Source organism: Pseudomonas sp. B21-054, from assembly GCF_026016345.1.
Taxonomy (GTDB): Bacteria; Pseudomonadota; Gammaproteobacteria; order Pseudomonadales; family Pseudomonadaceae; genus Aquipseudomonas.
Genome location: NZ_CP087204.1, coordinates 2,680,278 through 2,706,016 on the forward strand (window position 1 = coordinate 2,680,278; position 25,739 = coordinate 2,706,016).

General features: G+C 60.2%; 19 protein-coding genes. 10 read left to right on the top strand and 9 right to left on the bottom strand.

Features of this window, described 5'->3' with window-relative positions; all coding sequences use genetic code 11:
* Positions 1–82: 82 nt before the first annotated feature.
* Complete coding sequence (locus tag LOY70_RS12165; protein WP_265036939.1) at positions 83–1,393, bottom strand: MFS transporter; 1,311 nt, start codon at positions 1,391–1,393, stop codon at positions 83–85.
* A 196-nt stretch (positions 1,394–1,589) separates the two neighbouring features.
* On the opposite strand from LOY70_RS12165, the gene LOY70_RS12170 reads away from it, so the two are divergent.
* The 3 genes from LOY70_RS12170 to LOY70_RS12180 all read left to right on the top strand — a co-directional run bounded on the left by LOY70_RS12170 (position 1,590) and on the right by LOY70_RS12180 (position 5,640).
* Positions 1,590–2,714: a sugar diacid recognition domain-containing protein gene (locus LOY70_RS12170; RefSeq protein ID WP_265036941.1), complete on the top strand. Its 1,125-nt coding sequence runs from the start codon at positions 1,590–1,592 to the stop codon at positions 2,712–2,714.
* Positions 2,715–3,020: 306 nt separating this feature from the next.
* Positions 3,021–4,193: a glycerate kinase gene (locus LOY70_RS12175; RefSeq protein WP_265036943.1), complete on the top strand. Its 1,173-nt coding sequence runs from the start codon at positions 3,021–3,023 to the stop codon at positions 4,191–4,193.
* 259 nt (positions 4,194–4,452) lie between these two features.
* Positions 4,453–5,640, top strand: coding sequence for a pyridoxal phosphate-dependent aminotransferase (locus LOY70_RS12180; protein WP_265036945.1), 1,188 nt, complete (start codon positions 4,453–4,455; stop codon positions 5,638–5,640).
* A gap of 183 nt (positions 5,641–5,823) precedes the next feature.
* Here LOY70_RS12180 and LOY70_RS12185 read toward each other — a convergent pair whose 3' ends face one another.
* Positions 5,824–8,922, bottom strand: a complete 3,099-nt coding sequence (locus LOY70_RS12185) for an efflux RND transporter permease subunit (protein ID WP_265036947.1) — start codon at positions 8,920–8,922, stop codon at positions 5,824–5,826.
* Between the two features lie 14 nt (positions 8,923–8,936).
* Positions 8,937–10,094, bottom strand: coding sequence for an efflux RND transporter periplasmic adaptor subunit (locus LOY70_RS12190; RefSeq protein WP_265036949.1), 1,158 nt, complete (start codon positions 10,092–10,094; stop codon positions 8,937–8,939).
* Between the two features lie 237 nt (positions 10,095–10,331).
* Between LOY70_RS12190 and LOY70_RS12195 the strand changes: the two genes are divergently transcribed.
* The 3 genes from LOY70_RS12195 (at position 10,332) to LOY70_RS12205 (ending at position 15,773) form a co-directional block, all read left to right on the top strand.
* Positions 10,332–11,132 carry a hypothetical protein gene (locus LOY70_RS12195; protein WP_265036951.1) on the top strand — a complete coding sequence of 267 codons (801 nt, stop codon included), beginning with the start codon at positions 10,332–10,334 and terminating at the stop codon, positions 11,130–11,132.
* Between the two features lie 62 nt (positions 11,133–11,194).
* Positions 11,195–13,228: a hypothetical protein gene (locus LOY70_RS12200; protein ID WP_265036953.1), complete on the top strand. Its 2,034-nt coding sequence runs from the start codon at positions 11,195–11,197 to the stop codon at positions 13,226–13,228.
* Between the two features lie 355 nt (positions 13,229–13,583).
* On the top strand, positions 13,584–15,773 hold the full coding sequence (locus tag LOY70_RS12205; RefSeq protein ID WP_265036954.1) for an autotransporter outer membrane beta-barrel domain-containing protein: 2,190 nt from the start codon (positions 13,584–13,586) through the stop codon (positions 15,771–15,773).
* Between the two features lie 83 nt (positions 15,774–15,856).
* On the opposite strand, the gene LOY70_RS12210 is transcribed toward LOY70_RS12205, so the two are convergent.
* Entirely contained in the window at positions 15,857–16,303 is a 447-nt protein-coding gene (locus tag LOY70_RS12210; protein ID WP_265036956.1) for a hypothetical protein, read from the bottom strand.
* Between the two features lie 393 nt (positions 16,304–16,696).
* Here LOY70_RS12210 and LOY70_RS12215 point away from each other — a divergent pair, with 393 nt between their 5' ends.
* On the top strand, positions 16,697–17,398 hold the full coding sequence (locus LOY70_RS12215) for a response regulator transcription factor (protein WP_025213167.1): 702 nt from the start codon (positions 16,697–16,699) through the stop codon (positions 17,396–17,398).
* Between the two features lie 3 nt (positions 17,399–17,401).
* On the top strand, positions 17,402–18,706 hold the full coding sequence (locus LOY70_RS12220; RefSeq protein WP_265036958.1) for an ATP-binding protein: 1,305 nt from the start codon (positions 17,402–17,404) through the stop codon (positions 18,704–18,706).
* A 77-nt stretch (positions 18,707–18,783) separates the two neighbouring features.
* Here the strand turns inward: LOY70_RS12220 and LOY70_RS12225 are convergent, their stop codons facing one another.
* Positions 18,784–19,425 carry a DUF1345 domain-containing protein gene (locus LOY70_RS12225; RefSeq protein WP_265036960.1) on the bottom strand — a complete coding sequence of 214 codons (642 nt, stop codon included), beginning with the start codon at positions 19,423–19,425 and terminating at the stop codon, positions 18,784–18,786.
* Positions 19,426–19,474: 49 nt separating this feature from the next.
* The gene (pncA, locus tag LOY70_RS12230; RefSeq protein WP_265036962.1) at positions 19,475–20,128 is read right to left on the bottom strand and encodes a bifunctional nicotinamidase/pyrazinamidase; all 654 of its coding nucleotides are present in this window, start codon (positions 20,126–20,128) and stop codon (positions 19,475–19,477) included.
* Between the two features lie 574 nt (positions 20,129–20,702).
* Here pncA and LOY70_RS12235 point away from each other — a divergent pair.
* Positions 20,703–22,781: a putative bifunctional diguanylate cyclase/phosphodiesterase gene (locus LOY70_RS12235; RefSeq protein ID WP_265036963.1), complete on the top strand. Its 2,079-nt coding sequence runs from the start codon at positions 20,703–20,705 to the stop codon at positions 22,779–22,781.
* A gap of 6 nt (positions 22,782–22,787) precedes the next feature.
* On the opposite strand, the gene LOY70_RS12240 is transcribed toward LOY70_RS12235, so the two are convergent.
* The gene (locus LOY70_RS12240) at positions 22,788–23,891 is read right to left on the bottom strand and encodes a DNA alkylation repair protein (protein WP_265036965.1); all 1,104 of its coding nucleotides are present in this window, start codon (positions 23,889–23,891) and stop codon (positions 22,788–22,790) included.
* Between the two features lie 141 nt (positions 23,892–24,032).
* On the opposite strand from LOY70_RS12240, the gene LOY70_RS12245 reads away from it, so the two are divergent.
* Positions 24,033–24,341 carry an RcnB family protein gene (locus tag LOY70_RS12245; RefSeq protein WP_265036967.1) on the top strand — a complete coding sequence of 103 codons (309 nt, stop codon included), beginning with the start codon at positions 24,033–24,035 and terminating at the stop codon, positions 24,339–24,341.
* 4 nt (positions 24,342–24,345) lie between these two features.
* On the opposite strand, the gene LOY70_RS12250 is transcribed toward LOY70_RS12245, so the two are convergent.
* The gene (locus LOY70_RS12250; RefSeq protein WP_265036969.1) at positions 24,346–24,669 is read right to left on the bottom strand and encodes a protealysin inhibitor emfourin; all 324 of its coding nucleotides are present in this window, start codon (positions 24,667–24,669) and stop codon (positions 24,346–24,348) included.
* Positions 24,669–25,730 carry a M4 family metallopeptidase gene (locus LOY70_RS12255; protein WP_265036971.1) on the bottom strand — a complete coding sequence of 354 codons (1,062 nt, stop codon included), beginning with the start codon at positions 25,728–25,730 and terminating at the stop codon, positions 24,669–24,671. Before LOY70_RS12255 ends, LOY70_RS12250 begins: the two co-directional genes overlap by 1 nt.
* Positions 25,731–25,739 lie beyond the last annotated feature (9 nt).

A 25,739-nucleotide genomic window follows, 5' to 3' on the forward strand; every position in this document is an offset into this window, starting at 1 on the left:
GATAGCGGTGGGTCAGTCAATATCAATGTTGGCTGATTTGACGCTATCGCGAGCAAGCTCGCTCCCACAGGTAAAAAGGGCGTCAGGCGCGCAGGGTGCGGGTCATGCGCAACGCCAACAAGCTGCCGCAGACAATCACGCCGGCCAGCAGGTACAACGCCGCGTCGGTCGAGCCGGTGGCGTCCTTGACCCAACCCACCAGGTACGGACTCAGGAAGCCGGCCATCTGCCCCATGGAGTTGATCAATGCCAGCCCACCGGCGGCCGCGCCGGCGCTGAGCAGGGCGGTGGGCACCGGCCAGAACATCGGCAGGCCGGTGAGGGCGCCCATGGTGGCGATGGACAAGCCAATGATGGCAATGGCCGGGGTGGTCGCGAAGTTGACGGCGATCAGCAGCCCGACCGCGCCCATCAGCATCGGCACCACCAAGTGCCAGCGACGCTCCTTGTGCAAGTCCGCCGAGCGGCCCACCAGCAGCATGAACACCGCCGCCAGCAGATAGGGGATCGCACTCAACCAGCCGATGACCAGGTTATCGCTGAAACCCAGGCTCTTGATGATCGACGGCAGCCAGAAGTTGATCGCGTACACGCCGCTCTGGATACAGAAGTACACCAGGCCAAAGGCCCAGATCGCCGGGTTCTTGAACACCGCCAGCAGGGAGTCGGTGGTGGTCTGCGGTTTGTTCGCCAGGTCTTCGGCGTGGTCGGCGCTGAGCACGGCGCGTTCCTGGTCGGTCAGCCACGTGGCGTTGGCGAAGGTGTCGCTGAGCAGGAAAAACGCCAGGGCCCCGAGGATCACGGTCGGGATGCCTTGCAGCAAAAACATCCACTGCCAACCCGCCAGGCCGCCCTGGCCCGCGGCGAAGTGGTTGAGGATCCAGCCGGAGAACGGGCTGCCCAAAAGACCGGACACCGGAATGGCGGACATGAACAACGCCATGATCCGGCCACGGCGGAACGTCGGGAACCATTGCGAAAGGTACAGCACCACGCCAGGGAAGAACCCGGCTTCGGCTGCGCCGGTAAACAGCCGCAAGGTGTAGAACTCGGTGGGGGTGGTGACGAACAGCAGGCAGGTCGACAGCGTGCCCCAGGTGATCATCATCAACGCGATCCAGCGTCGCGGGCCGAATTTGCTCAGGGCCAGGTTGCTGGGCACGCCACACAGCACGTAGCCGATGAAAAAGATCCCGGCGCCGAGGCCGTACACGGTTTCGCTGAACTTCAACGCGTCGAGCATCTGCAACTTGGCGAAGCCAACGTTGACCCGGTCGAGGTAGTTGAACAGATAGCAGATGAAGATGAACGGAATCAAACGCAGGGTAATGCGTTTGTAGACGGTACTTTTTTCGTCGGGGGTAGCCAGGATTGCAGCTGCGCTCTGGGACATGGCGGGTCTCTCTTTATTATGATTTTTTGCGGGCCAAGGGGTAACGTTGACCGCCCCTTGAGTCTCGGCCAGCCTAAGGGGCCGTGTCTTTGTGCCCGAGCACAGGGTTTGATCGCAGGTGCTGTGCGCCTGACCAATCGCGCTGACGTTTACACTCAAGACAATTCACCCACGCCGCTTGCAAGGAACACCGCCCATGTTCGAACTCGATCACGACTTGGCCCAGGACATCGTCGACCGGGCGATGGCGATCCTGCCGTATAACGTCAACGTCATGGACAACCAGGGCCTGATCCTCGGCAGCGGCGAACGCGAGCGGGTCAATACACGTCACGAGGGCGCGCAGTTGGTCTTGGCCAATGGCCGGGTGGTGGAAATCGACGAGCGCACGGCACTGCATCTCAAAGGCGTGCAGCCGGGGATCAACTTGCCGCTGATGCTCGATCAACGATTGATTGGCGTACTGGGCATCACCGGTGAGCCAGAACAGTTGCGCACCTACGCCGAACTGGTGCGCATGACCGCCGAAATGCTGGTGGGCCAGCGTAACCAGCAGGCCGAGCAACAATGGCGTCGTCAGCGTTGCGATGACTTGTTGGCGTTGCTGCTGGGGGACGCCGGGGATTCGCCGCGCTTGTTGGACGAAGCGCGACAGATGGGCCTCAAGCCGCAATTGTCGCGGGTGCCCTATCTGTTCGAACTGGGCCTGGAACACGGCCCCGGGCAGACCGTCGAGGCGCTGAGCGCCTGGCTGATGTCCCGTTACCCGGACAGCTGGTGCCTGACCTCGTCCAAGTCTTCCTTGCTGTGGTGCCGAGCGGCCACGGCCTCGGTGGAGAACGAGCGGCTATTGGGCAAGCTCGACGGGCTGGGCTGGAACATTTTGCGCGTGGCGGTGGGCGGTCAGGCTGAAGGGCTGACAGGCCTGCGTCGCTGCTACCGGCGGGTGGCGGACCTGCTGGCCTACGGGCGCGAGGTGTTGCCGCAATCGCGGTTACTCGATCTCAGCCGCTATCGCCTGCCGGTGCTGCTCTGGCGCCACCGCAGTGACGATGGCCTGGACGAGTTGCTGACACCGTTGCGCAAGGTCATCGCCAAGGACAGCAACGGCCAGTTGCTCGCGACCCTGCGCAGTTGGTGTGAACACGACGGCCAGAACCAGGCTTGCGCGCAAGCCCTTGGCATCCACCGCAACAGCCTGCGCTACCGCATGGAGCGCATCGCCGAACTCAGCGGCGTGGATCCGTTGCGCCTGGACGGGATGCTGGCGTTGTACCTGGGGGTGCAACTGCTGCCGCAGACCGAGAGCACACCGATGTAAAACTGTGGGAGCGAGCTTGCTCGCGAAGGCGTCGTGTCAGTCACCATTGATGTCGATTGATGCACTGTCTTCGCGAGCAAGCCCGCTCCCACAGTTGATCTCTGTTGTACGCAGCTCTTGAGTTCATAGCAGGCCCATGTAGGAGCGAGCCTGCTCGCGATGAGGCCATATCATTCAACAACCATCACCCCGCCAAACCGATGTTTGTGAAATTGAACAATAATGCCCGGTGTCTTTTGTGCGGCGGACCGGCGTCACGGCGGTGGTCAGCTGGCAGCATGCTGTGCATCGGAACCGGAGAATAATATGAAAATAGTCATCGCCCCCGACTCGTTCAAGGACAGTCTCAGCGCCCAGGGTGTGGCCGATGCCATTGCCCAGGGGCTGTCCCAGGTTTGGCCGGATGCCCAGTTGATCAAGTGCCCGATGGCCGATGGCGGGGAGGGGACGGTGGAGTCGGTGCTGGCCGCCTGCAACGGTGAGTGGCGACGCATTCGGGTCCGCGGCCCTCTGGGAGCACCCGTCGAGGCGCGCTGGGGTTGGTTGGCCAACAGCCGCACCGCGATTATCGAGATGGCCGAGGCCAGTGGTCTGCAATTGGTGCCACCCGGGCAACGCGATGCCTGTTCCAGCAGCACCTACGGCACCGGCGAGTTGATTCGCGCGGCCTTGGATGAAGGTGCCGTGCGGGTGATCCTGGCGATCGGCGGCAGTGCCACCAACGATGCCGGTGCCGGTGCGATGCAGGCCCTGGGCGTGGTCTTGCTGGATGAGCATGGCCAGTCCCTCCCGCCCGGCGGTCTGGCTCTGGCAAATCTGTCGCGCATCGACCTGGCCGACCTGGACCCGCGCCTGGCCCAGGTCAGTTTCGAGATCGCCGCCGATGTCGATAACCCACTGTGCGGGCCCCATGGCGCGTCGGCGGTGTTCGGTCCGCAGAAAGGCGCCTCAGCCCAGCAGGTGCAGGCACTGGACCGAGCCCTGGAACACTTCGCGCAGCACTGCGCCCAGGCGTTGAACAAGGATGTCCGCGACGAGCCAGGCAGCGGCGCCGCCGGTGGCCTGGGGTTCGCGGCCAAGGCATTTCTGGGCGCACAGTTTCGTACCGGCGTGGACGTCGTCGCCCAATTGACCGGGCTGGCCGATGCGGTTCGCGGCGCCGACCTGGTGATCACCGGCGAAGGCCGTTTCGATGCCCAGACCCTGCGCGGCAAAACCCCCTTTGGCGTGGCGCGCATCGCCCGCGAGCAAGGCGTGCCGGTGGTGGTGATCGCCGGCACGTTGGGGGAGGGCTACCAGGCGCTGTATGAGCACGGCATCGACGCCGCCTTCGCCCTGGCCAGCGGGCCGATGACCTTGCAAGAGGCCTGTGCCGACGCTTCGCGCCTGCTGAGCGAGCGAGCCCAGGACATTGCGCGGCTTTGGCGGGTGGCGCGCCCTCGCCATGGGGAAGTGACAGGCGCGGCTAGGACGCAGTGATCGTTCCCACGCTCCTGCGTGGGAACGCCGCCAGGGACGCTCCGCGTTCCGTTTCTGGAAGGTGACGCAGAGCGTCACGGGATGCATTCCTTTGCTGCGCGTGGGAACGATCAAGCGATGGCCAGGACCGTCCGTGTGGCGCTGGAGCAAAGCGACCCACGAACTGTCGCGCCTGGCGGTGGGTTTGAATGCGATGGTGGCGCGGTTTGTGATTTGAGATAGGGTTGACGCTGGATACCGCGCAAATCAGGAGACGTACATGCGCTTTTCAGCCTTGACCCAACGCATCACCGGCGAGGGTGCCGCTGCCTGGCAGATTCACGACCGGGCGCTGGCTCTGCGCGAGCAGGGCATGGATGTGCTGCTGTTGTCGGTGGGCGATCCGGACTTCGACACGCCGCGCCCCATCGTTGACGCGGCTGTCGCAAGCCTGCGGGCCGGGGAGACTCATTATTCAGACGTCCGTGGCCTGCACGCCTTGCGTGCCAGCATTGCCCGGCGTCATCGCCAGCGCTGCGGCCAGTCCGTGGGCGCCGAGCATGTCACCGTGCTGCCGGGGGCGCAGTGCGCGGTGTATGCGGTCGCGCAATGCCTGCTCAATCCCGGGGATGAAGTCATTGTCGCCGAGCCGATGTATGTCACCTACGAAGCGGTGTTCGGCGCCTGCGGGGCGACAGTGGTGCCGGTGGCGGTGCGCCCGGAAAACGCTTTTCGGGTCGAACCGGCCGATGTGGCTCGCCTGGTGACCCCGCGGACCCGCGCGATGCTGCTCAACAGCCCAAACAACCCGTCTGGCGCGAGCCTGCCACTGGCTACCTGGCAAGCCCTGGCGCAGTTGTGCATCGAGCATGACGTGTGGCTGATCAGTGACGAGGTCTACAGCGACCTGGTCTACGAAGGCGAACACATCAGCCCGGCCAGCCTGCCGGGCATGGCCGAGCGCACAGCGACGATCAACAGCCTGTCCAAATCCCACGCCATGACCGGTTGGCGCATTGGTTGGGCCATCGGGCCTGAACCCTTGGCCGAACATCTGGCGAACCTGTCGTTGTGCATGCTGTTCGGCCTGCCGGACTTCGTGCAGCGCGCCGCCCAGGTGGCGCTGGAGCAGGATTTGCCTGAGGTGGCGCAGATGCACGAGGAATATCGCCAACGCCGGGACCTGGTGTGCGCCATGCTCGATGACTGCCCAGGCCTCAAGCCGGTGCGGCCCGACGGTGGCATGTTCGTGATGGTCGATGTGCGCCAGACCGGCCTCGACGCCCAGGGGTTTGCCGAGCGACTGCTGGACGGCTACGGCGTGTCGGTGCTGGCCGGCGAGGCATTCGGGCCCAGTGCGGCGGGGCATATCCGGATTGGATTGGTGGTCGATCAGGCGAAACTGGCGGATGCGTGTCAGCGGATTGCCTTGTGCACGGCAGGGCTGCTGCTGGAACGGCGGGCCTGAGGGGATTGTGCTGAACTTAAAGGCCCCATCGCGAGCAAGCTCCGCTCCCACAGTGTTTTTGGGTGTTCACAAAATCGGTGTTTCACCCAGCCTCCCTGTGGGAGCGAGCTTGCTCGCGATAGCGGTGTAACAGTCAGCATCAATCTCGACTGACCCGACGCCTTCGCGAGCAAGCCCACGGATTCAGCGCTGTTTGCCGGATCTACGCACAAGCCTCATCACTGCCACGAAAAACACCGGCACGAACACCACCGCCAATGTCGCGGTGATCATCCCGCCAATCACCCCGGTGCCGATGGCCTGCTGGCTCGCCGAGCTGGCCCCGGTGGCGATGGCCAGCGGTACCACGCCGAGGATGAAGGCCAGGGAGGTCATGATGATCGGCCGCAAACGCAGGCGTGCCGCCTGGAGCGTCGCGTCGACCAGGTCGTGGCCTTCGTCGTACAGGCTCTTGGCAAACTCGATGATCAGGATGGCATTCTTAGCCGACAGACCGATGATGGTCACCAGTCCGACCTTGAAGAACACGTCGTTGGGCATGCCGCGCAACGACACCGCCAGCACCGCGCCGAGCACGCCCAGCGGCACCACCAGCAGCACCGAGGTGGGGATCGACCAGCTCTCATAGAGCGCCGCCAGGCACAGGAACACCACCAGCAGCGACAGGCCCAGCAGGATCGGCGCCTGGCTGCCGGACAGGCGTTCCTGCAACGACAGCCCGGTCCATTCCTGGCCCAGTCCCACCGGACCCTGGGCCACCAATCGTTCGATTTCCGCCATGGCCTCGCCGGTGCTGTGACCGGGCGCCGGTTCGCCGGAAATGCTGATGGCCGGGTAGCCGTTGTAACGGGTCAGTTGAGTCGGGCCCTGGGTCCATTTGGCCTGGACAAAGGCCGACAGCGGCACCATTTTCCCGCTGTCGTTGCGCACATGGATCTTCAACAGATCGGCGACCTGGCTGCGTTGATCACCTTCAGCCTGGACCACCACCCGCTGCATGCGCCCCTGGTTGGGGAAGTCGTTGATGTAGCTCGAGCCCACGGCAGTCGCCAGCACACTGCCGACATCGGCAAAGGACACGCCCAAGGCGTTGGCTTGCTTGCGGTCCACTTCCAATTGCACTTGCGGCGCTTCGGCCAGGGCGCTTTCGCGCACGTTCATCAGCACCGGGCTTTTTTCAGCGGCGGCGAGCAAAGCCGTGCGAGCCTGCATCAGCGTGGCATGGCCGAGGCCACCGCGATCTTGCAAGCGGAACTCGAAACCGCTGGACGTCCCCAGGCCATCCACTGGCGGCGGGAGTACAGCGAAGGCCACGGCATCCTTGATCTGGCCGAACGCCTGGTTAGCTCGCTCGGCAATGGAACTTGCCGAGTCATCGCTGCCACGCTCCGACCAGTCCTTGAGGGTGGTAAACGCCAACGCGGCGTTCTGCCCGCTGCCGGAAAAGCTGAAACCCAGGATCACCGTGCTGTCGCCCACCCCGGGCTCGCTGGCGTTGTGGGCTTCGATCTGCTCGACCACCTGCACCGTGCGGTTCTTGCTCGCGCCGGGCGGTAATTGGATGTCGGTGATGGTGTAGCCCTGGTCTTCCACCGGCAGGAAGGAGGAGGGCAAGCGGCTGAACAGCAGCCCCAGGCCCACCAGCAGCACGCCGTAGATCAGCAGATAGCGCCCGGTGCGCTTCAGTGCATAGGCCACCCAACCTTGATAACGATCACTCAACTGATCGAAACGCCGATTGAACCAGCCGAAGAATCCGCCTTTGGCGTGGTGATCGTCCTGGGCAATGGGTTTTAACAAGGTCGCGCAAAGCGCAGGGGTCAACGTTAGTGCGAGAAAGGCCGAAAACAGAATCGACGTGGCCATGGACAGCGAGAACTGCCGATAGATGACCCCCACCGAGCCTTGCATGAACGCCATCGGAATAAACACCGCCACCAGTACCAGGGTGATGCCGATGATCGCCCCGGTGATCTGCTGCATTGCTTTGCGCGTCGCTTCCTTGGGCGACAACCCTTCGCTGGCCATGATCCGCTCGACGTTTTCCACCACCACGATGGCATCGTCCACCAGGATGCCGATGGCCAGCACCATGCCGAACATGGTCAGCACGTTGATGGAAAAGCCCAGGGCAAACATCGTGGCGAAGGTGCCCATCAGGGCCACCGGGACCACCAGTGTCGGAATCAAGGTGTAGCGCACGTTCTGCAGGAACAGGAACATCACGGCGAACACCAGCAACATCGCCTCGGCGAGGGTATAGACCACCTTGGTGATGGAGACTTTGACGAAGGGCGACGTGTCGTACGGGATCTTGTATTCCACACCGGCCGGGAAATAGCGCGCCAGTTCGTCCATCTTCTGGCGAACCCGGTCTGCCGTGCTCACGGCGTTGGCCCCCGGTGACAATTGCACGCTGACGGCGGTGGACGGCTTGCCGTTCAAGCGCGTGGAAAATTGATATTCCTGGCTGCCGACCTCGACCCGGGCCACATCGGCGATGCGCACGGTGGAGCCGTCTGGGTTGGCCTTGAGCACGATGTCGGCGAATTCTTCAGGCGTCGACAGTTGGCCCTTGACCAGGACGGTCGCGGTGATTTCCTGGGTCGTGCGGGTGGGCAAGTCACCGATGCTGCCCGCCGACACCTGAGCGTTCTGCGCCACGATGGCGGCATTGACGTCGGCCGGGGTCAGGTTGAAGCTCAGCAGCTTCTGCGGGTCGATCCAGATCCGCATCGCCCGTTCGGCGCCATACAGCTGGGCCTTGCCGACACCGTCCAGGCGCTTGATCTCGTTCATCACGTTGCGCGCCAGGTAATCGCTGAGGGCCACATCGTCGAGCTTGCCGTCACTGGAGGTCAGGGTGATGAGCAGCAGGAAGCCGGCCGAGACCTTGTCCACCTGCAGGCCTTGCTGGGTGACCGCCTGGGGCAGGCGCGACTCCACGGCCTTGAGGCGATTCTGTACGTCGACCTGAGCCAGTTCGGGGTTGGTGCCGGGCTGGAACGTCGCGGTGATGGTGGCGCTGCCGAGGCTGCTCTGGGAACCGAAGTACAACAGGTTGTCGGCGCCGTTGAGCTCTTCTTCGATCAGGCTGACCACGCTTTCGTCCACGGTCTGCGCCGAGGCGCCCGGGTATACCGCATAGATCTCGATCTGCGGTGGCGCGACGTCCGGGTACTGCGCCACCGGCAGCTTCGGGATGGCCAGCGCACCGGCCAACAGGATGAACAACGCAACCACCCAGGCGAACACCGGGCGGTCGATAAAGAACTGCGGCATAAGAAACGTCCTGCTTACTGCCCAGGGACCTGGGCAAGGGGAAGAGGGGAGTCGTCGATCCGGACTTTTTCACCGGGGCGGGCGTGTTGCAGGCCTTGCACCACGATGCGGTCGCCAGGCTTCAGGCCGTGGGTGACGATCCAGCGGTCGTTTTGTACGGCGCCCAGTTCCACCGGTTGCAGGCTGACCTGTTGCTGCGCGTCGAGCAGCAACACTTGGGCCACGCCGGCGCTGTCTCGCTGGATGGCCTGTTGCGGCACGCTGATGCCTTGCCGATCGAAGGCTTGCTCCAGGCGTACGCGCACGAAGCTGCCCGGCAACAGGTCGAGGTCTGGGTTGGGAAATTCGCTGCGCAGGGTGATCTGGCCGGTGCCCGGGTCGACGCTGATGTCGGTGAACAGCAGCTTGCCAGGCAACGGGTAGAGGCTGCCGTCGTCCTGGATCAGGGTGGCCTTGGCCTGGTCCTGGCCTACCTGCTGCAACTGTCCGGAGCGCAAGGCCCGGCGCAGCTCGTTGAGCTCGCGGGTCGATTGCGTAAGGTCGGCGTGGATCGGATTCAACTGCTGGATCAGGGCCAGGGGCGTGGTTTCGTTCTGCCCCACCAGTGCGCCTTCGGTGACCAACGCCCGGCCGATGCGCCCGGCAATCGGCGCGGTGACCGTGGCATAGCCCAGGTTCAGCCTGGCCCGCTCCACGGCGGCCTTGTTGGCGGCCACGTCGGCGACGGTCTGGCGGACGGCGGCGCGGGCGTTGTCGTAGTCCTGGCCGCTGATGGCATTGTCGGCGATCAACTGCGAGTAACGCTGCTCTTGCAGGCGGGCCTGGAACGCGTTGGCCTCGGCCTTGCGCAACGCGGCTTCGGCGCTGTCCAGGTCGGCCTTGAACGGTGCCGGGTCGATGCGGAACAGCACATCGCCTTTCTTCACGTCGCTGCCTTCGCGATACACCCGTTGCAACACCACGCCGGGTACGCGTGCGCGGACCTCGGCGGTTCGCGGCGCGGCGATGCGCCCACTCAGTTCACTGCTGATGGACAGGGGCCGGGCCTCGATGGTTTCGATGGTCACCGTCGCCAAAGGGGCTTCATCCGTGGGGGGCGATGACGTGTCGCAGGCACTCAATAGCGATACCCCGAGCATCAGCCCCAGCGTGGCGAAGGAGTTCTTTGACATGGTGCTTCCCCAATAATGAATGGGGCCATGCTACGGGGGACTACGGGCGGCGGCGGTAAAGCTTTGTAGGTGGTGTGTGAAATTGTGTAAGGGGGTTAGCTCCGTTAAATCCGATAAACGGTATCCAGACCTGTCAAATATGACAGTAGGCAGTCGGTGTGTCCGGGTTCCTAATTGAATCGAGGACTTCTCTAGATAAACGTGTGCTTAACAGCACTTTCTGCAGAGGGAATACCGATGTCACCGCCCAACGAGCAAATCACCGCCCAAGCGTTACGTATAGACGGAGTGAGTGATCAGGATCCTGAGGGAAGAATACCGCTGGCACAGCTCATTAACGGAACGACTGGAAGAATACCTCGCTGGTCGAATTTCCCTAGTAAGCCTGGGGAAGACACAAAGCTTTTTGTATATTGGGCGCAGCCCGATGATAAAGAAATTTATCGAAACACGTATACATCCGTCGATGACATGCCTGAATTTCTGTTTCCGATAACGCCTCAGGACATGAGCGTGGACGGTACCGCTTATATTCATTATCTATTGGTGCATGGTCCTAACAATAATCCAGACCCTTCGCCGCGTCGTAAATTGACCATCGATCATACGCAAGTACCTGTGCCAACGTTGGCGGAGCCGACATTTCCGGACAGCAATCTTTGGGGGTATCTCAATTGCGCTTCACCGGTTCCGATTTGGGAAAAGGTAAGAGTAGAAATCGCGCCTGAATCGATTTTCAGTGGACAGGATGAGTGTGTCCTTGAATGGCAGGGTTTTGGAACATTAAATGGCAGCCCTCCGGCTCTGACACCGATTTACCAGTTTCGAAAAACGCTAAGTGATAGCGAGGCGGTCAATGGATTTGTCATGGAGATTCCTTTCGTGCCCTATGTAAAGCCCATGGTGGATAAGGATTCCGGTATTGCTCAATATACGATTTATCGAAATGGTATTCCTAAAGGCATATCCAAGAAAGGCCTGGTCAAGATAGATCGCATTATTCCTGGAGAGGAAGAACCTTGCGGGGGATTCGCTTAAGAGAAATGTAGTCCTGGATGACCTGGATGAACTGACCCATTTAATGTCGTGGAGAAATAAAAATGACCAGTAAAAGTATAAACGTTAATGGTGAGATTTTGACGCTGCGGCAAATTGCAGACCGTTCTCGGTTGGCGTTACGCACCTCGACTCTTGGCTCCGGTGTCTTCGTGGAAGCGCCTGTAATTGTCGATCAGATTATCGATGACTTGATCCCTAAAACAGTGTTGGATTCAGGGACGATGTACGTGCGATTCAAGACCACTGAAATCCCTACGCCAGACGATGCGGATCGTTGGAAACTGTTCCAACGAAAAAAGGGTGCAGCAGAGACACTGGTCGATGAGGACAGCTTCGGTCTTGTGGGTAATCGCCCCGCGACAATTGATATTCCGGTGCCTACCACTGGACTGCTGGACGACGATACAACTAAAGGTTCAACCACCTACGAATATCAACTGGAAATTATCTGGGGGCCGAACGGTAATCCGGACTCTTTGGATTGGGTTCCAGCTGAAATTGACCGGTTCGCACCTGAACATGACAAAATGTCAGGTTTGAGGCTTAAACCGGAGGCGGCTCTATTTGTGAATTTGGCAGCTGGCGAAGTCATTGATGATGATTGGCTGGATAACAATACCGCACTTGATTTGACGATCAATACGAACTATGACTTTCATCGTGACGATGACCGTGTTGACGTTTATGCAGGGCCGAACTATGGCGCTGGAACACCGATATATACGCAACCATTAACGGCGCCGGGGGAAGTGTCCATTCCCAAGGCTAATCTTCCTCAATTGGATGGCCAATATTATGTTTGGTATGTGTTGTATGATGTGGTCGGAAATGAGAGTGAACCTGCATTTGCCAGTCAGTTCAATGTTCGTCGTCGTCCACGGCCTCAACTGATTGATCCAGTTATCCCAAAAGGCATATTGCCTGATGTTGTAGACCTGGAGGATCTGGAGACGCCGGTTTATATGGAAGTGCCATATACTACAAATGGTCAGGAAACGGATTTGATTCTCCCGCTGATTCGTAATGCAAATGGCAATACCTCTTTTCCCTTGACGGGGCAGCCATTAGGAGAGTCGAGGCCTAATAAAAGGCTCCAATTTCTTGTAAGTACCAATAGATTGGTTGCACTTTGGGGAAGTTCTACCGCTGAGTTGCCAGTTTATGCTGAATACAATTTTTCACGAGGCGTTGAGGCATTGGTTCCGTCCAATCCTACGGAGTCAGCCCTTGATTTTACCTACCGAGGTCCTGTAAACCCGATCTTTCCTGGGTTGGAAAACCCGAATATGAAAGAGGTCACGGTTGTGGCGGTGGGAGGATCTGGCAAAGTAAACCATATCACTGCAGATGACCGGGGAAAACCCGCGACTATAAGCACGCCGATGATTGACGCATCCAACACTTGGGTACCGATTGGCGATGAGATTGCCACGTTATGGTTTAACGGCGATGACGTTCACCGTGAGCGGTTAACTGCCGGGACGGTACCGGTATTGACGTTTGATATGCTTGCCTCTGTCATTGATGGGGCCGGGGTCGGTACCAGAATAGCCTATTGGACAATTGAAGAGGACGGTGGTCGTAACAGAATGAGGTCGAAGCCTACCGAGGTTCAAGTGGATGCCGTTCGGGTGGATCTGCCGCCTCCAAGAGTTGCTTTGTATGGTTCAGGTAATTATGTTTCCTGCTCATCCTTAATAAGGCACACTTTTGAATTGCCTGTGACTGTAGATGTCGATCCGATTCATATGCCTTTGGGTACGGTCATTACCCTCAAGTCTGTTGGGACACGTGACGCTGCGGGTATTGATCTTATCGATGGCACAGAGTTCATCGGGACTTACACGATCGATGGGACAGAGGTCGGGGGAGTGTTTATTAAACTCGTCGAACCTTACTTGACCAAGCTCAAACCTATTCAACCTCCTCACGGTTCGGGCCTGCCAAATGGTTTCATAAAAATATGGTATGAGGTCACCATTGGCGGAGTCGTTACGCCTTCGCAAGAATTCTTAAATGAGGTTTCTCTGCTTAATACCAGTTTTAATTATTGTGAGGGAACACCTACTCAATAGTCACCCGTGCTCCGGTGTCGGGAAAGCATTTTTTTCCGACATCGGGGCTTGCTAGAGTGAGGAAAAATCCCGCTGCATGATCGGACTAATCCTACATAAACCTGTGACATAGATCTGTAGTTTACCCGCCCTCTGGGTGAAGAGACGGTCTCTCGCTAATCAACTTCGTCGTTTCCATGTGGGATGACAATTGTGGGTAGGTTTTACTATGCGATCAGTAAAGTACGTTGGAATGGGGCCGGGGACGGTATTATGGCTAAGCAGCTCATCGCTGTCCTTATCGTTGTTGCTGGTTCAGCCAACGCTTGCCGCACCCTTGGTCGGCCAAAGCCAGACCATCACGAACGGTCATGCCGTGGAAACCTGGTCGCTTTCGCAGAACGCCACATTGAACGTCAATGGCGCGCAAACGCTCGATATCATCGCCTCGCAGTCCACGTTGAATGCCAGCGGAGCCACTACTGAACGAATTCTCGCCAGACAGGGCTCTACAATAGATCTTTCTAACACGACGGTCGTCGGTGGAAATGCGTTCGCCGGGCTGGAGCTTGCCAACAGCGTCGCTAACATCAACGGCAGCACCATCACTGGAAACCAGTTGGGCTTAACGGCCCTGCATGCAGTTGGCACGACGACCGGCTCAACAGTAACGGCCACCGATAGCACCATTAGAGGTGTCACGGGCGGTGCCCGCGCGACGGCCTTCAGTACCCTGGATTTCTCAAGTACAACCGTCGAGGGCACGGGCGCAACGAGTTTTGGTATTTCAATGCTAAGCAGCTCAGTATCGGCCAGCAATGGCTCGCGCATTATCGGCGGCCAGAACGGCGTCATCATGGGGCTTGAAACTGGTGTATCGATTGGCAACAAGCTGGAGCTGAATCAGTCGAGTGTCGAAGGTAAAAACGGCTCAGCCATTGTTGTGGATTACGCGGGCGGGTCTGCTCCGGTTACGCAGATCGACGTGCTCAACGGTTCGACGCTCACCGGCAGCAACGGAACGATTCTGGAAGTGCGCGGGGCGGGTGACGCCGCCATGAATGTCGGGCTCAGCGACCTGACGGGCAATGTCCTGGTTTCCGACAACGGCGCCGCCGCGTTGACGTTTACCCAAGGTTCCTTAGCCGGTGACATAACAGCCGAGGCGGGCAGCACCGCGACAGTGGCGTTGCAGCAGGGCTCGCACTTGACCGGCGTGATGACCAATGTCGCGACGGCCGGTATCGACGCTCAATCGAGTTGGACCATGACGGGCGATAGTCAGGTCGGCGATCTGGCGATCAATGGCGGTACCGTGAGAATGGGCGCCGATAATGCGTTCTATCGATTGAATGTGGAAAACCTATCCGGGAATGGTCTGTTTGCAATCGGCACTGATTTTACGACCAACCAGACGGACTTTATCAATATCACGGGCACTGCTACGGGTAACCATCAACTTCTGGTTGCCGCCAGCGGTAACGAGCTGACTGGTGGTAGCGGTCAACCCGTTCAGTTGGTCCAGACCGCCGGAGGGGATGCTGTGTTCTCTCTGGCCAATACCGGTGGAGAGGTGGAGTTTGGCGCATTTACCTATGGCTTGAAGCAAGGCGATACGGGCGACTGGTTCCTCGATCCCACGGCTCGCGGCGTCAGCCCTTCCACACGCGCTGTCATGGCGTTGTTCAATACCGCAGTGACGGTATGGTACGGCGAGCAGGCCTCATTGCGCAGCCGCATGGGGGAGTTGCGCTTCAACCCGGAAAAATCCGGCGCCTGGATCCGCGCCTATGGCAACAAGTACAACGTGTCGGACAGCTACGGCGCAGGATACCGCCAGGCACAACAAGGGTTCTCATTGGGGGCCGATGCGCCGTTACCCTTGGGGGATGGCCAGTGGTTGCTGGGGGTCATGGCCGGGCATAGCACTTCGGACCTGGATCTGCATTACGGTACTTCGGGCACGATTAAAAGTTACTACCTCGGTACGTACCTGACATGGATGGATGAGGCCAGTGGTTACTATGTCGACAGCGTGCTCAAGCTCAACCGCTTTCGGAATGAAGCCAAGGTCGGCATGAGTGATGGGCAACGCTCCAAGGGCGATTATGACAACAATGGCCTTGGCGGTTCGGTAGAGGTCGGTCGCCATATCAAGCTTGACGATGGTTATTTCATCGAGCCGTTTACCCAGTGGTCCGCTGTGGCGATACAGGGGAAAGATTACCACTTGAACAATGGCTTGCAGGCGGAGGGGGATCGCACCTATTCATTGTTGGGTAAGGCCGGTGTGACGGTGGGTCGTGACATGCAATTGGACAACGGCGCGACGGTACAGCCTTATGTTCGTGCCGCATTGGCCCATGAGTTCTCCAAGAACAATGAAGTCAAAGTCAATAACAATGTGTTCAACAACGACCTTTCCGGGTCACGCGCTGAATTGGGAGCGGGTATTGCCATCAACCTATCGCAGCGCTGGCAAGCTCACGCCGAAGTTGAATATATGAACGGTAAAGGGATTGAAATGCCGATAGGGGGGACCGTCGGCGTGCAATTCAAATGGTAGGATTGCCAGCAGCAAATTGTCTGTGATGGTTAATCAGAAAACAAAAAAGCCCTGATTCTAAGTCAGGGCTTTTTTATAGCTATTTACAAACTGAGTACGGTATCAAAGCGACCTCTGCACAAATAACTACCGTTTCCATCAGCCTTGTCGATGTGTGCTTCGAATGATCCTGTGAAGCTTTGTGACGGTCCCATTTTGTAGGTGATGCTTCCGGATCTCGCTTTCTGCAGTGTTGGATTTTCCGGATCTTCGTAGTTGTTGTAGATCAAATTGACGTATCGATCAATGTCGGTAATTTCCGCACCTACAGCTTCCTTGATATCTTTCGAATAGGTGATCGTGAACGTCCTGGGTTTGCCATTGTTCCATTCAACAGCGATCACGACCCACACCTCACCCCGCAAAGGGGTGGTTGAGGTAGTTAGTGTGGTGAGGGCGGCGCTGAAATTCGAGTTGTCTTCAAGGTTCGCGGTGAAGTCCACCTCGGACTTAAGGGAAGCATAATCTAAGTTTGTGGCTACGCTGCTCATAAGTGAAAATCTCCATACTGTTCGACGGAAGATCCAGCGGGCATCCTACGATGTCGTATGCGTGGACAGTTCATATAAGACTTATATTCTTGCGCTGTATACTGTCAGACATTACAACTATACAAAGCCCGTTTTTTGTGCTTTAGGCCTGTGTCCGCCCTTGTCGAACCCAAGACAGCGGGACAGTGGTAAAGCTGTGTAGGCGGTGTGTGAAATTGTGTAAGGGATTTGCTCGTGGGTGGGTGAGGGCGTATATCCTTGGCAGCTTGAGAATTTCTGCGCCTGGCAGGGCTTCATCGCGAGCGAGCTCGCTCCCACAAGGGTGTTCGATACGACACACAACCACTGTGGGAGCGAGGCTTGCCAGACGCCCCAGCACTTTCTGGAAACACCATGCCCAACATCCTCCTGGTCGAAGACGACACCGCCCTCTCCGAGCTGATCGCCAGTTACCTGGAGCGCAACGGCTATCAGGTCAGCGTGCTCAGCCGTGGCGATCATGTGCGTGAGCGGGCGCGGGTCGATCCGCCGGACCTGGTGATCCTCGACCTGATGCTGCCGGGGCTGGACGGCTTGCAGGTCTGCCGCTTGCTGCGGGCCGATTCGGCGACCTTGCCGATCCTGATGCTCACCGCCCGGGACGACAGCCATGACCAGGTGCTGGGCCTGGAGATGGGCGCCGATGACTACGTCACAAAGCCTTGCGAGCCCCGGGTGTTGCTGGCGCGGGTGCGCACCTTGCTGCGACGCAGCAGCCTCACCGAACCGCAGACCGTCAACGACCGCATCCTCATGGGCAACCTGTGCATCGACCTGTCCGAGCGCACCGTGACCTGGCGCGGGCAAGCGGTGGAGTTGTCCAGCGGCGAATACAACCTATTGGTGGTGCTGGCCCGTCATTCCGGGGAAGTGCTCAGCCGCGACCAGATCCTGCAACGCCTGCGGGGCATCGAGTTCAATGGCACCGACCGCTCGGTGGACGTGGCGATTTCCAAGCTGCGGCGCAAGTTCGACGATAACGCCGGTGAGGCGCGCAAGATCAAGACGGTGTGGGGCAAGGGTTATCTGTTCAGTCGTTCCGAGTGGGAATGCTGACCGATGTGGAAGCTGCTGATTCGCCTGTACCTGGTCACCATCGTCTCCTACAGCGCGGCGATCTACCTGATGCCTGAGTTGGTGATCCGCTTGTTCCATGAGCGTTTCCTGACCTACAACCTCGATCATTCCCGAGGGCTGCAAACCTTGATGGCCAAGCAGTTCCGCGCCGTGCCCAGCGAGCAATGGCCGGCGCTGGCGGCGCAGATGGACAAGGAGTTCGAGCCGTTGCGCATCGAACTGGCGGCTATCGACGATCAGGGTTTCAGCGCCGATGAGCAAGCGCGGCTCAAGCGCGGCGAGAACGTGGTGCGTCTCGGCGACTGGGGCTGGCGAACCCTGGCGGTCTCGCCCTTGGACGAACGTACGGCGGTCAAGATGATCGTGCCGCCGGACCCGGCGGACGTGAGTTGGTTGTATTGGAGCATCAACGTGCTGATCGGCGCGACGATGCTCGCCTGTCTGCTGCTCTGGCTGCGGCCGCACTGGCGTGATCTGGAGCGTCTCAAACGCACTGCCGAGCGCTTCGGTAAAGGGCACTTGGGCGAGCGTACGCACATCACCTCCCGGTCGAACATCGGCAGCCTCGCCCATGTGTTCGACACCATGGCTGGCGACATCGAGAACCTGCTCAATCAGCAGCGGGATCTGCTCAACGCCGTGTCCCACGAACTGCGCACGCCGCTGACCCGGCTCGATTTCGGCCTGGCCCTGGCGCTGTCCGATGACCTGCCACCGGCCAGTCGCGAACGCTTGCAAGGGTTGGTGGCACACATTCGTGAGTTGGATGAGCTGGTGTTGGAGTTGCTGTCCTATAGCCGTTTGCAGAACCCCGAGCGTTTGCCCGAGCGGGTCGAAGTGCCGCTGGATGAGTTCATCGACAGCATCCTGGGCAGTGTCGACGAGGATCTGGCGGCGCCGGACGTGGTGATCGATGTGCTGTTGAACGGGACGTTGGAGCGCTTCGTGCTGGACCCGCGCCTGACCGCCCGGGCCTTGCAGAACCTGCTACGCAATGCCATGCGTTATTGCGAGAGGCGGATCCAGGTGGGTGTGCGGGTCAGCGATCGAGGTTGCGAGATCTGGATCGACGACGACGGTATCGGAATTCCCGACAGCGAACGCGAGCGTGTGTTCGAGCCGTTCTATCGCCTGGACCGCAGCCGCGACCGCGCCACGGGCGGCTTCGGACTCGGCCTGGCCATCAGCCGCCGCGCCCTGGAGGCCCAGGGAGGCACCCTGACGGCCGAAGCCTCGCCCCTGGGCGGAGCGCGCTTCAGGCTATGGCTGCCAAGCCCTGAATCTTGACGCAATCGATCGTGCCCACGCTCCCGCGTGGGTACGCTGCCAGGGACGCTCCGCGTTCCGCTTTCGGAAGGCGTCCCTTACCCAAACAACCCCGCCGCAATATTGATCGAAAACCCAAGAATCGCCGTGTTGAACACAAACCCGATCAACGACTGCGCCAGCACGATCTTGCGCAGCTGCCGGGTGGCGACCCCCACGTCGGACGTCTGCACCGCGACCCCGATGGTGAAAGAGAAATACAGGAAGTCCCAGTAGTTGGGCGTGGTCAGCCCTTCGGCAAACCGCAGGGCCGGCTCCTTGCCCTCCCAGGTGTAATACAAGCGCGCATAGTGAACACTGAAAATCACCCCGATCAGCAACCACGAACCGATCACGGTCATCGCCGTGAAGCCGTAGTGCAGCAGCTTGCCGGCGGTTTGCAGGTCGCGGCTACCGGCCAGTTCGAACGTGATGGTCGCCAGGCTGGCCAACGCGGCGATACAGACCACCAGCAGGACCAGCCCGGCATTTTCATCTTCGATTTCGGCGATGCGTTTGACGTCGGGCGCCTTGGCCCGCACGGTCAGCCAGGACATCAGTATCAGATAGGTCCAGACCCCGGCGTTCCAGCCGATGAGGACTTTGCTGATGATGGAATCCATCGGCGCCAGAAGGCCCACCGCCAGGCCAAGGACCGTGGCGCTGGAAAGGCGCGGGTGAGTGCGGGCGAGGAAGGGCATGGAGGCTCACTGTTCGAGAAAGGTGCGCTGAGTATGAGCCATCAGGCGATCATTGGAGGAGTCGGCCGGCTATCGCCGTCGATTGAATCAATTCCACCCCCGCGGTCTGCATCCTTCGGATCGCGCTGTCCATCGAACCGTCGATATCAATGCCGCGGCAGGCGTCGAGCAGCACAAACGCGTTGAATCCCGCCGTCCGCGCGTCCAGCGCCGTGAACATCACGCAGAAGTCCAGGGCCAGTCCCACCACGTACACCGTGTCGATGCCGCGCTCCTTCAGGTAACCCGCCAATCCGGTCGGGGTCTGACGATCAGCTTCCATGAAGGCCGAATAACTGTCGATGTCCGGGTTGCAACCCTTGCGAATGATCAGTTGCGCGTGGGGCAGTTCCAGCGCCGGGTGCAGTGCGGCGCCTTGACTGCCCTGTATGCAGTGGTCGGGCCAGAGTTTCTGCTCGCCGTACGGCAGCTGAATGATGTCGAAAGGTTGCTTGCCTGGATGGCTGGAGGCAAACGACGCATGCCCGGCCGGATGCCAGTCCTGTGCGAGGATGACGTGCCTGAACGAGCGCCCCAACTGATTGATCAACGGCACAATCTCGTCGCCTTCCGGCACGGCCAATTGACCGCCGGGAATGAAGTCGTTTTGTACGTCTATCACCAGTAAGGCAGCAGTCGTGGCTCGGGTGACGGGAACTGTCATGAATAAATCCTCCTGGAAGTGGTCCTTCGATATTAGCCGAGCCGCTTGGGGCTCGGGTTTTTGTAGCCAACTTCCTCGCTGGCTGATACACCGCCTTCGCGAGCAAGCCCGCTCCCACAGGGGGCTGGTGGTGGGCAGGATTGCTGAGAACTCCCCGTCAAACTGTGGGAGCGAGCTTGCTCGCGATGACGACGGCACATTCAATATCTTTGCAAGCTGAACCACCGCCTTCGCGAGCGAGCCCGCTTCCACAGGGGATTGGTGGTGGGCAGGATTGCTGAGAACTCCCCGTAAAACTGTGGGAGCGAGCTTGCTCGCGATGACGGCGGTACATTCAATATCTTTGCAAGCTGAACCACCGCTTTCGCGAGCGAGCCCGCTTCCACAGATTGTGGCGGGGCTGTGGATCCAAGATTGTCTCGAAAGGGTAAGCAAAATGTCTTTCGTCGAAAATATTTCTGGATTGATGGCTTTTTGACATTTGGTCCGTGCGTCGGCGATACGATTGCGTACAATCGCCGGCTTTCAACCGGGCATGGAAGCAGTTCGGCTTTGCTGTCACGAGAAAAAAACCATGCTCATCGGTAGTTACTCCCCTGCCTTAGTTTCGATTTCCCTGTTTGTTGCCGTATTGGCTTCCTACACTGCGCTGGACCTGGCGGGACGTATCGCCACCACCCAGGGGCGCGCGGCCCATCTGTGGATGGCGGGGGGCGCTTTGGCGATGGGGGTGGGCGTCTGGTCCATGCATTTCATCGGCATGCTGGCGTTCACCTTGCCGATTGAGCTTGGCTACGATGTGTCGATCACCGCGCTGTCGCTGCTGATCGCCATTCTTTCCTGCGGCTTTGCCCTGTGGCTGGTCAGCCAGCCGAAGTTGCCGGTGTGGCAGCTGGCCTTCGGCGCGCTGATCATGGGCGCCGGCATCAGCGCCATGCATTACACCGGCATGGCCGCCCTGCAAATACAACCGGGCATCGATTATGCCCCGATGTTGTTCGGGGCTTCGCTGGTGATTGCCGTCGGCGCTTCGGCGGCGGCGTTGTGGATTGCCTTTCGCCTACGCCAGAACACCCCCCACGTGCGCCTGGCCCGGGCTGGCGCCGCGGTGGTGATGGGCGTCGCCATTGTCGGGATGCACTACACCGGCATGGCCAGCGCGCAGTTCAGCGAGGGCAGTTTTTGCGGGTCCTTGGACGGCTTGAGCGGCAAGGGCCTGGACAATCTGGTGTTGATCACCACCCTGGCGGTGTTGGCCATTGCCTTGCTGACGTCGATTCTCGACGCGCGCCTGGAAGCCCGTACCGCCGAGTTGGCTCAATCGCTGACCCTGGCCAACCGGGAACTGACCCAATTGGCCCTGCACGACCCCCTCACCGCACTGCCCAACCGGGTGCTGCTGGCTGATCGTATCGACCAGGCCATGCATCGGGTGCAGGAGCAGGGCGGTTGTTTCGCCTTGATGTTCATCGACCTGGATGGCTTCAAGCCGGTCAACGATGCCTTTGGTCACCACATGGGTGATTTGCTGTTGCGGGACGTGGCCCTGCGCTTGCGCGAAGACTTGCGTAGCCAGGACACCCTGGCGCGGATCGGTGGTGATGAGTTCGTGCTGCTGGTGCAACTGGCCGAGCCCGACGATGCCTTGCGCCTGGCGGCGCGCCAGGTCGGATTGATCGCGCGGACCTTTCGGGTGGCCGAGCACGACTTGCAGATCTCCGCCAGCGTCGGCATTGCGCTTTATCCAGGCAACGGCGAAAGCGCCGAAGAACTGCTGATGAATGCCGACGCGGCGATGTACCACGCCAAAGGCGCCGGCAAGAACGGCTACAGCTTTTTCGATGCGTCGATGAACAGCAACGCCCGCAAGCAATTGCAGTTGCTGCAAGACCTGCGCATCGCCGTCGAACAGCGGCAGTTCAGTCTGTACTACCAACCCAAGTTCGACGCCGCCAACGGTCGACCGGTCGGCGCCGAGGCGTTGTTACGCTGGACCCACCCGACCCAGGGCCTGCTGATGCCCGACACCTTCATCGACCTGGCGGAAAAGACTGGTTTGATCATCCCCATCGGCGAATGGGTGCTGAACGAAGCCTGTCGCCAGATGCGCGAATGGTACGTGCTCGGTTACACCGACTGGCGCATCGCGGTGAACCTGTCGGCCTTGCAGTTTTGCCACACGGGTTTGGTGCAGAGTGTGGCCAAGGCGCTGGAGACGCATAAACTGCCGGCCAATAGCCTGACCCTGGAAATCACTGAAACCACCGCCATGAGTGACGCGGACGCGAGCATGACCGTGCTGCAACAGCTCTCGGACATGGGCGTGGACCTGTCCATCGATGACTTTGGCACTGGCTATTCGAGCCTGATGTACCTCAAGCGCCTGCCGGCCAACGAGCTGAAGATCGATCGTGGCTTCGTGCGCGACCTGGAACATGACAGCGATGATGCGGCGATCGTCTCCGCCATCGTTGCCCTCGGCCAGGCCCTGGGCCTGCGGATCGTTGCCGAGGGGGTGGAAACCAATGTGCAGCAGCGCTTCCTGACGAAGTTGGGCTGCGATTCGTTGCAGGGCTACCTTCTGGGCCATCCGCTGCCGGCCGAACGTTTCATCCATGACATCCGTCAGGCGCAACGCGTGGCGACGGCCTGAGCGGCTTCAAGGCAGGATCTCGAATGCCGTGCTGCCCAGGCGCTCGCCATTGACCAACAGATGCACCGCATGCAGGCCCGCGTAGTGCCGGCGGGTGGTCAGCTCGCGGATGTGTTGGGTGCGGCTGAGGGCGACGCAACCCTGGGCGGGCAGGTCGAAGGTCTTGAGCTTGAAGACTTTCGCCGACGTGCCGCCGGAGGCTTTCACGTAGTCAATGGCGTAATCGATCACCAGGCGCTGGTTCTGCTCGAGGGTTGATTGCACCTTGAAGGACAGCGTGATCGGGTCCCCCAGGCGAATGACCGCCGGCGTCACCTTCAGCTCCAGGACTTCGACCTGGGCCTTGCCACCCACCCCGATCACGGCCAGCGCCCGAGGGTTGCCTTGTTTGATCAGGCTGCGCAACGCATGCCGGGCGATCCATGCAGTGTGGCGCTCTTGCAAGGGCCAGCTTTCGATCCGCTCCAACACCCAGTCGGGATGTTGCTTGGTAATGTCGTTGAGGTGATTGGCCACGGACTTGCGCACGTAGAGGCTGTTGTCGGCCTTGAGGGCGTCGAGAATTGCGGCGGCGAGGTCCGGGTTGGCCTGGATCGGTTCCAGGTGAAACGACCAGGGCAAGCGTGGCCGGCTGCCTTCGCTGGCCAGGCGGCGGACGTGCTCGTTGGTATCCCGTGCCCAGGTGTGCATGACCTTGAGGGTGCGTTCGAGGTCGTCACGCAGGAAGTACCGTACCGCGAACTCCGAAGAGCCGAATTGGGTGAAGTACTTGAGCGCGTCCATGGACAGGTCGAAGCGGTGCTGGCCGTAAGCCGCCACGTAGTGCGGCAGGAACATGCTGACGAACATGCTGTTCAGGCGCGGGGCCAGGTCGCGCAGCACTTCCAATGAGGCTTCATAACTCAAGGGCAGCACGGCATGCAGGCACTCGCTGACCCGTGCCACGCGCTGCATCACCGACAACTCGGCCAGCCCGTCGTTGGCCATGTCCAGGAATGCCCGGGTGTCGAATGCCGGATAAACCGCGCTCATTTCGCTGGCGATATGCTCCAGGCGCGCGGCGTTGAAAATTTCCTTCAGGGCAGGGGAGGCAGTGGTCGGGGTCGTCATGGTGGGGTCCGTTGTCCAAGGTTTGGCCACTATATCCTGTGGCGAAGGAGCAAGCTCCCTCGCCACGGCTACAGTCAACGGAATGATTCGCCGCCGCTGAAGTCCCAGTTTCAGTCCCTCGAATAACTGGAGTTTTTTTCTATGCGCAAACCCACCCTGATCGCCAGCCTGGTCCTGATCTCCGGCCTCACAGCCCTTGGGCCTGTCGCGCAAGCCGTTGAGAAAACCGGGGATGCCCTGGAGCATTCGCCAAGCAATGGCCGCAGGCTGGTGGAGAACGACCGGGTACCGGCGGATTACCAGCGCGCGGACAGAGCCATGAAAGACTGGAAACAGAAGCAGCTCGAGCAGCCGACAAGCGAGCAGCAATGGGTGCATATCGACGACAAATACTTGCTGATCGAAACCGTGTCCGGCGCAATCGTCAAGATCGTTCCGGCCACACGTTAGGCCCTCAGAGCACTTCGCCTTTATCCCACAGATGCACCAGTTCACCGGGTGCCTGGTCCTCAGGCACCTGCAACACCATTTCGTCATCCTGGTCGTTGGCGCGATAGCGCACTTCGATCTGGAAAAACCGCTGATCGCCCCGGCCTGGGCTGGACGACGTCAACGGCAGGCAGCCTTCCAATACCGAGCAGATGCGTGTGCGCTGGTCGAGGTCGCATTGGGCGAACTCGATTTCCCGGGGGCGGGTCAAGGCATGAATGGCCGCCACGCCGCCCTGGCGTGACAGCCGTACCACGGCGTTATCGTCGAGGTCTGGAAGGGTTTTCATCAGCTTTCCTCTGTCAGGTCGACGCCGACCTGGGCCCAGCCATCCTGCACCGCTTGCACCTCCCGTGCGCCGAAACGCTGGCGGGCGTGCTCGACGGTCAGGCGGGCGAAAGCGCTGAAGGACGCGTCGTTGGCCAGTTTGCGGTCGCACAAGGTGTCATACCAGATCCGGCCGGCCTTTTCCCAGGCAAATCCGCCCAGCGTGGTGGCCACCAGATAAAAGGCGCGGTTGGGAATGCCGGAATTGATGTGCACGCCGCCGTTGTCTTCGCGTGTAATGACGAATTCGCGCATGTGGGCCGGTTGCGGGTCTTTACCCAGCATCGGGTCATCGTAGGCCGTGCCGGGGTTGGACATGCTGCGCAGGCCGTCGCCGTTGATCTTGTCGGTGAGCAGGTCGGCGCCGATCAGCCAGTCGGCCTGGTCGGCGGTCTGTTCGAGCACGAACTGTTTGACCAGCACGCCGAACACATCTGAGATGGACTCGTTCAACGCCCCGGACTGATTGGCATAGATCAGCCCGGCTTCGCTTTCGGTGACGCCGTGGGCCAGCTCGTGGGCCACGACATCCAGGGAGCGGGTGAAGCGCTGGAAAATTTCACCGTCACCGTCGCCGAACACCATTTGCGCGCCGTTCCAGAACGCGTTTTCGTAGCCCTGGCCATAGTGCACGCTGCCCACCAGGGCGAAGCCTTTATTGTCGATGGAGTCGCGGCCCAGGATCTTCCAGAAAAAATCATAGGTGGCGCCGAGGGCATCGTAGGCCTCGTCCACCGCCGGGTCGCCGCTGGCCGGTTGGCCTTCCAGGCGTATCGGCTGGCCGGGCAGTTCCATGGTGTTTTGGGCGTCATGCACACTGCGCTGTGGCTGACCGGCCTTGCCTGGCTTGGGCAGCTTCGCGGCGGCGGGCGGGTTGTGCGGCGGACCGGGGTTGTGCCGCAGGCTGCGTACGTGGGTCAGGGTGCCCAGGGCCCTGGAGCGTTGCTGTTCGGAGCCGTGGGCGATGATGCGGTTGAGGATGTACGGAGGAATGAAACTGTGGAGCGGGCGAAAATCAGTCATCAGAAAATC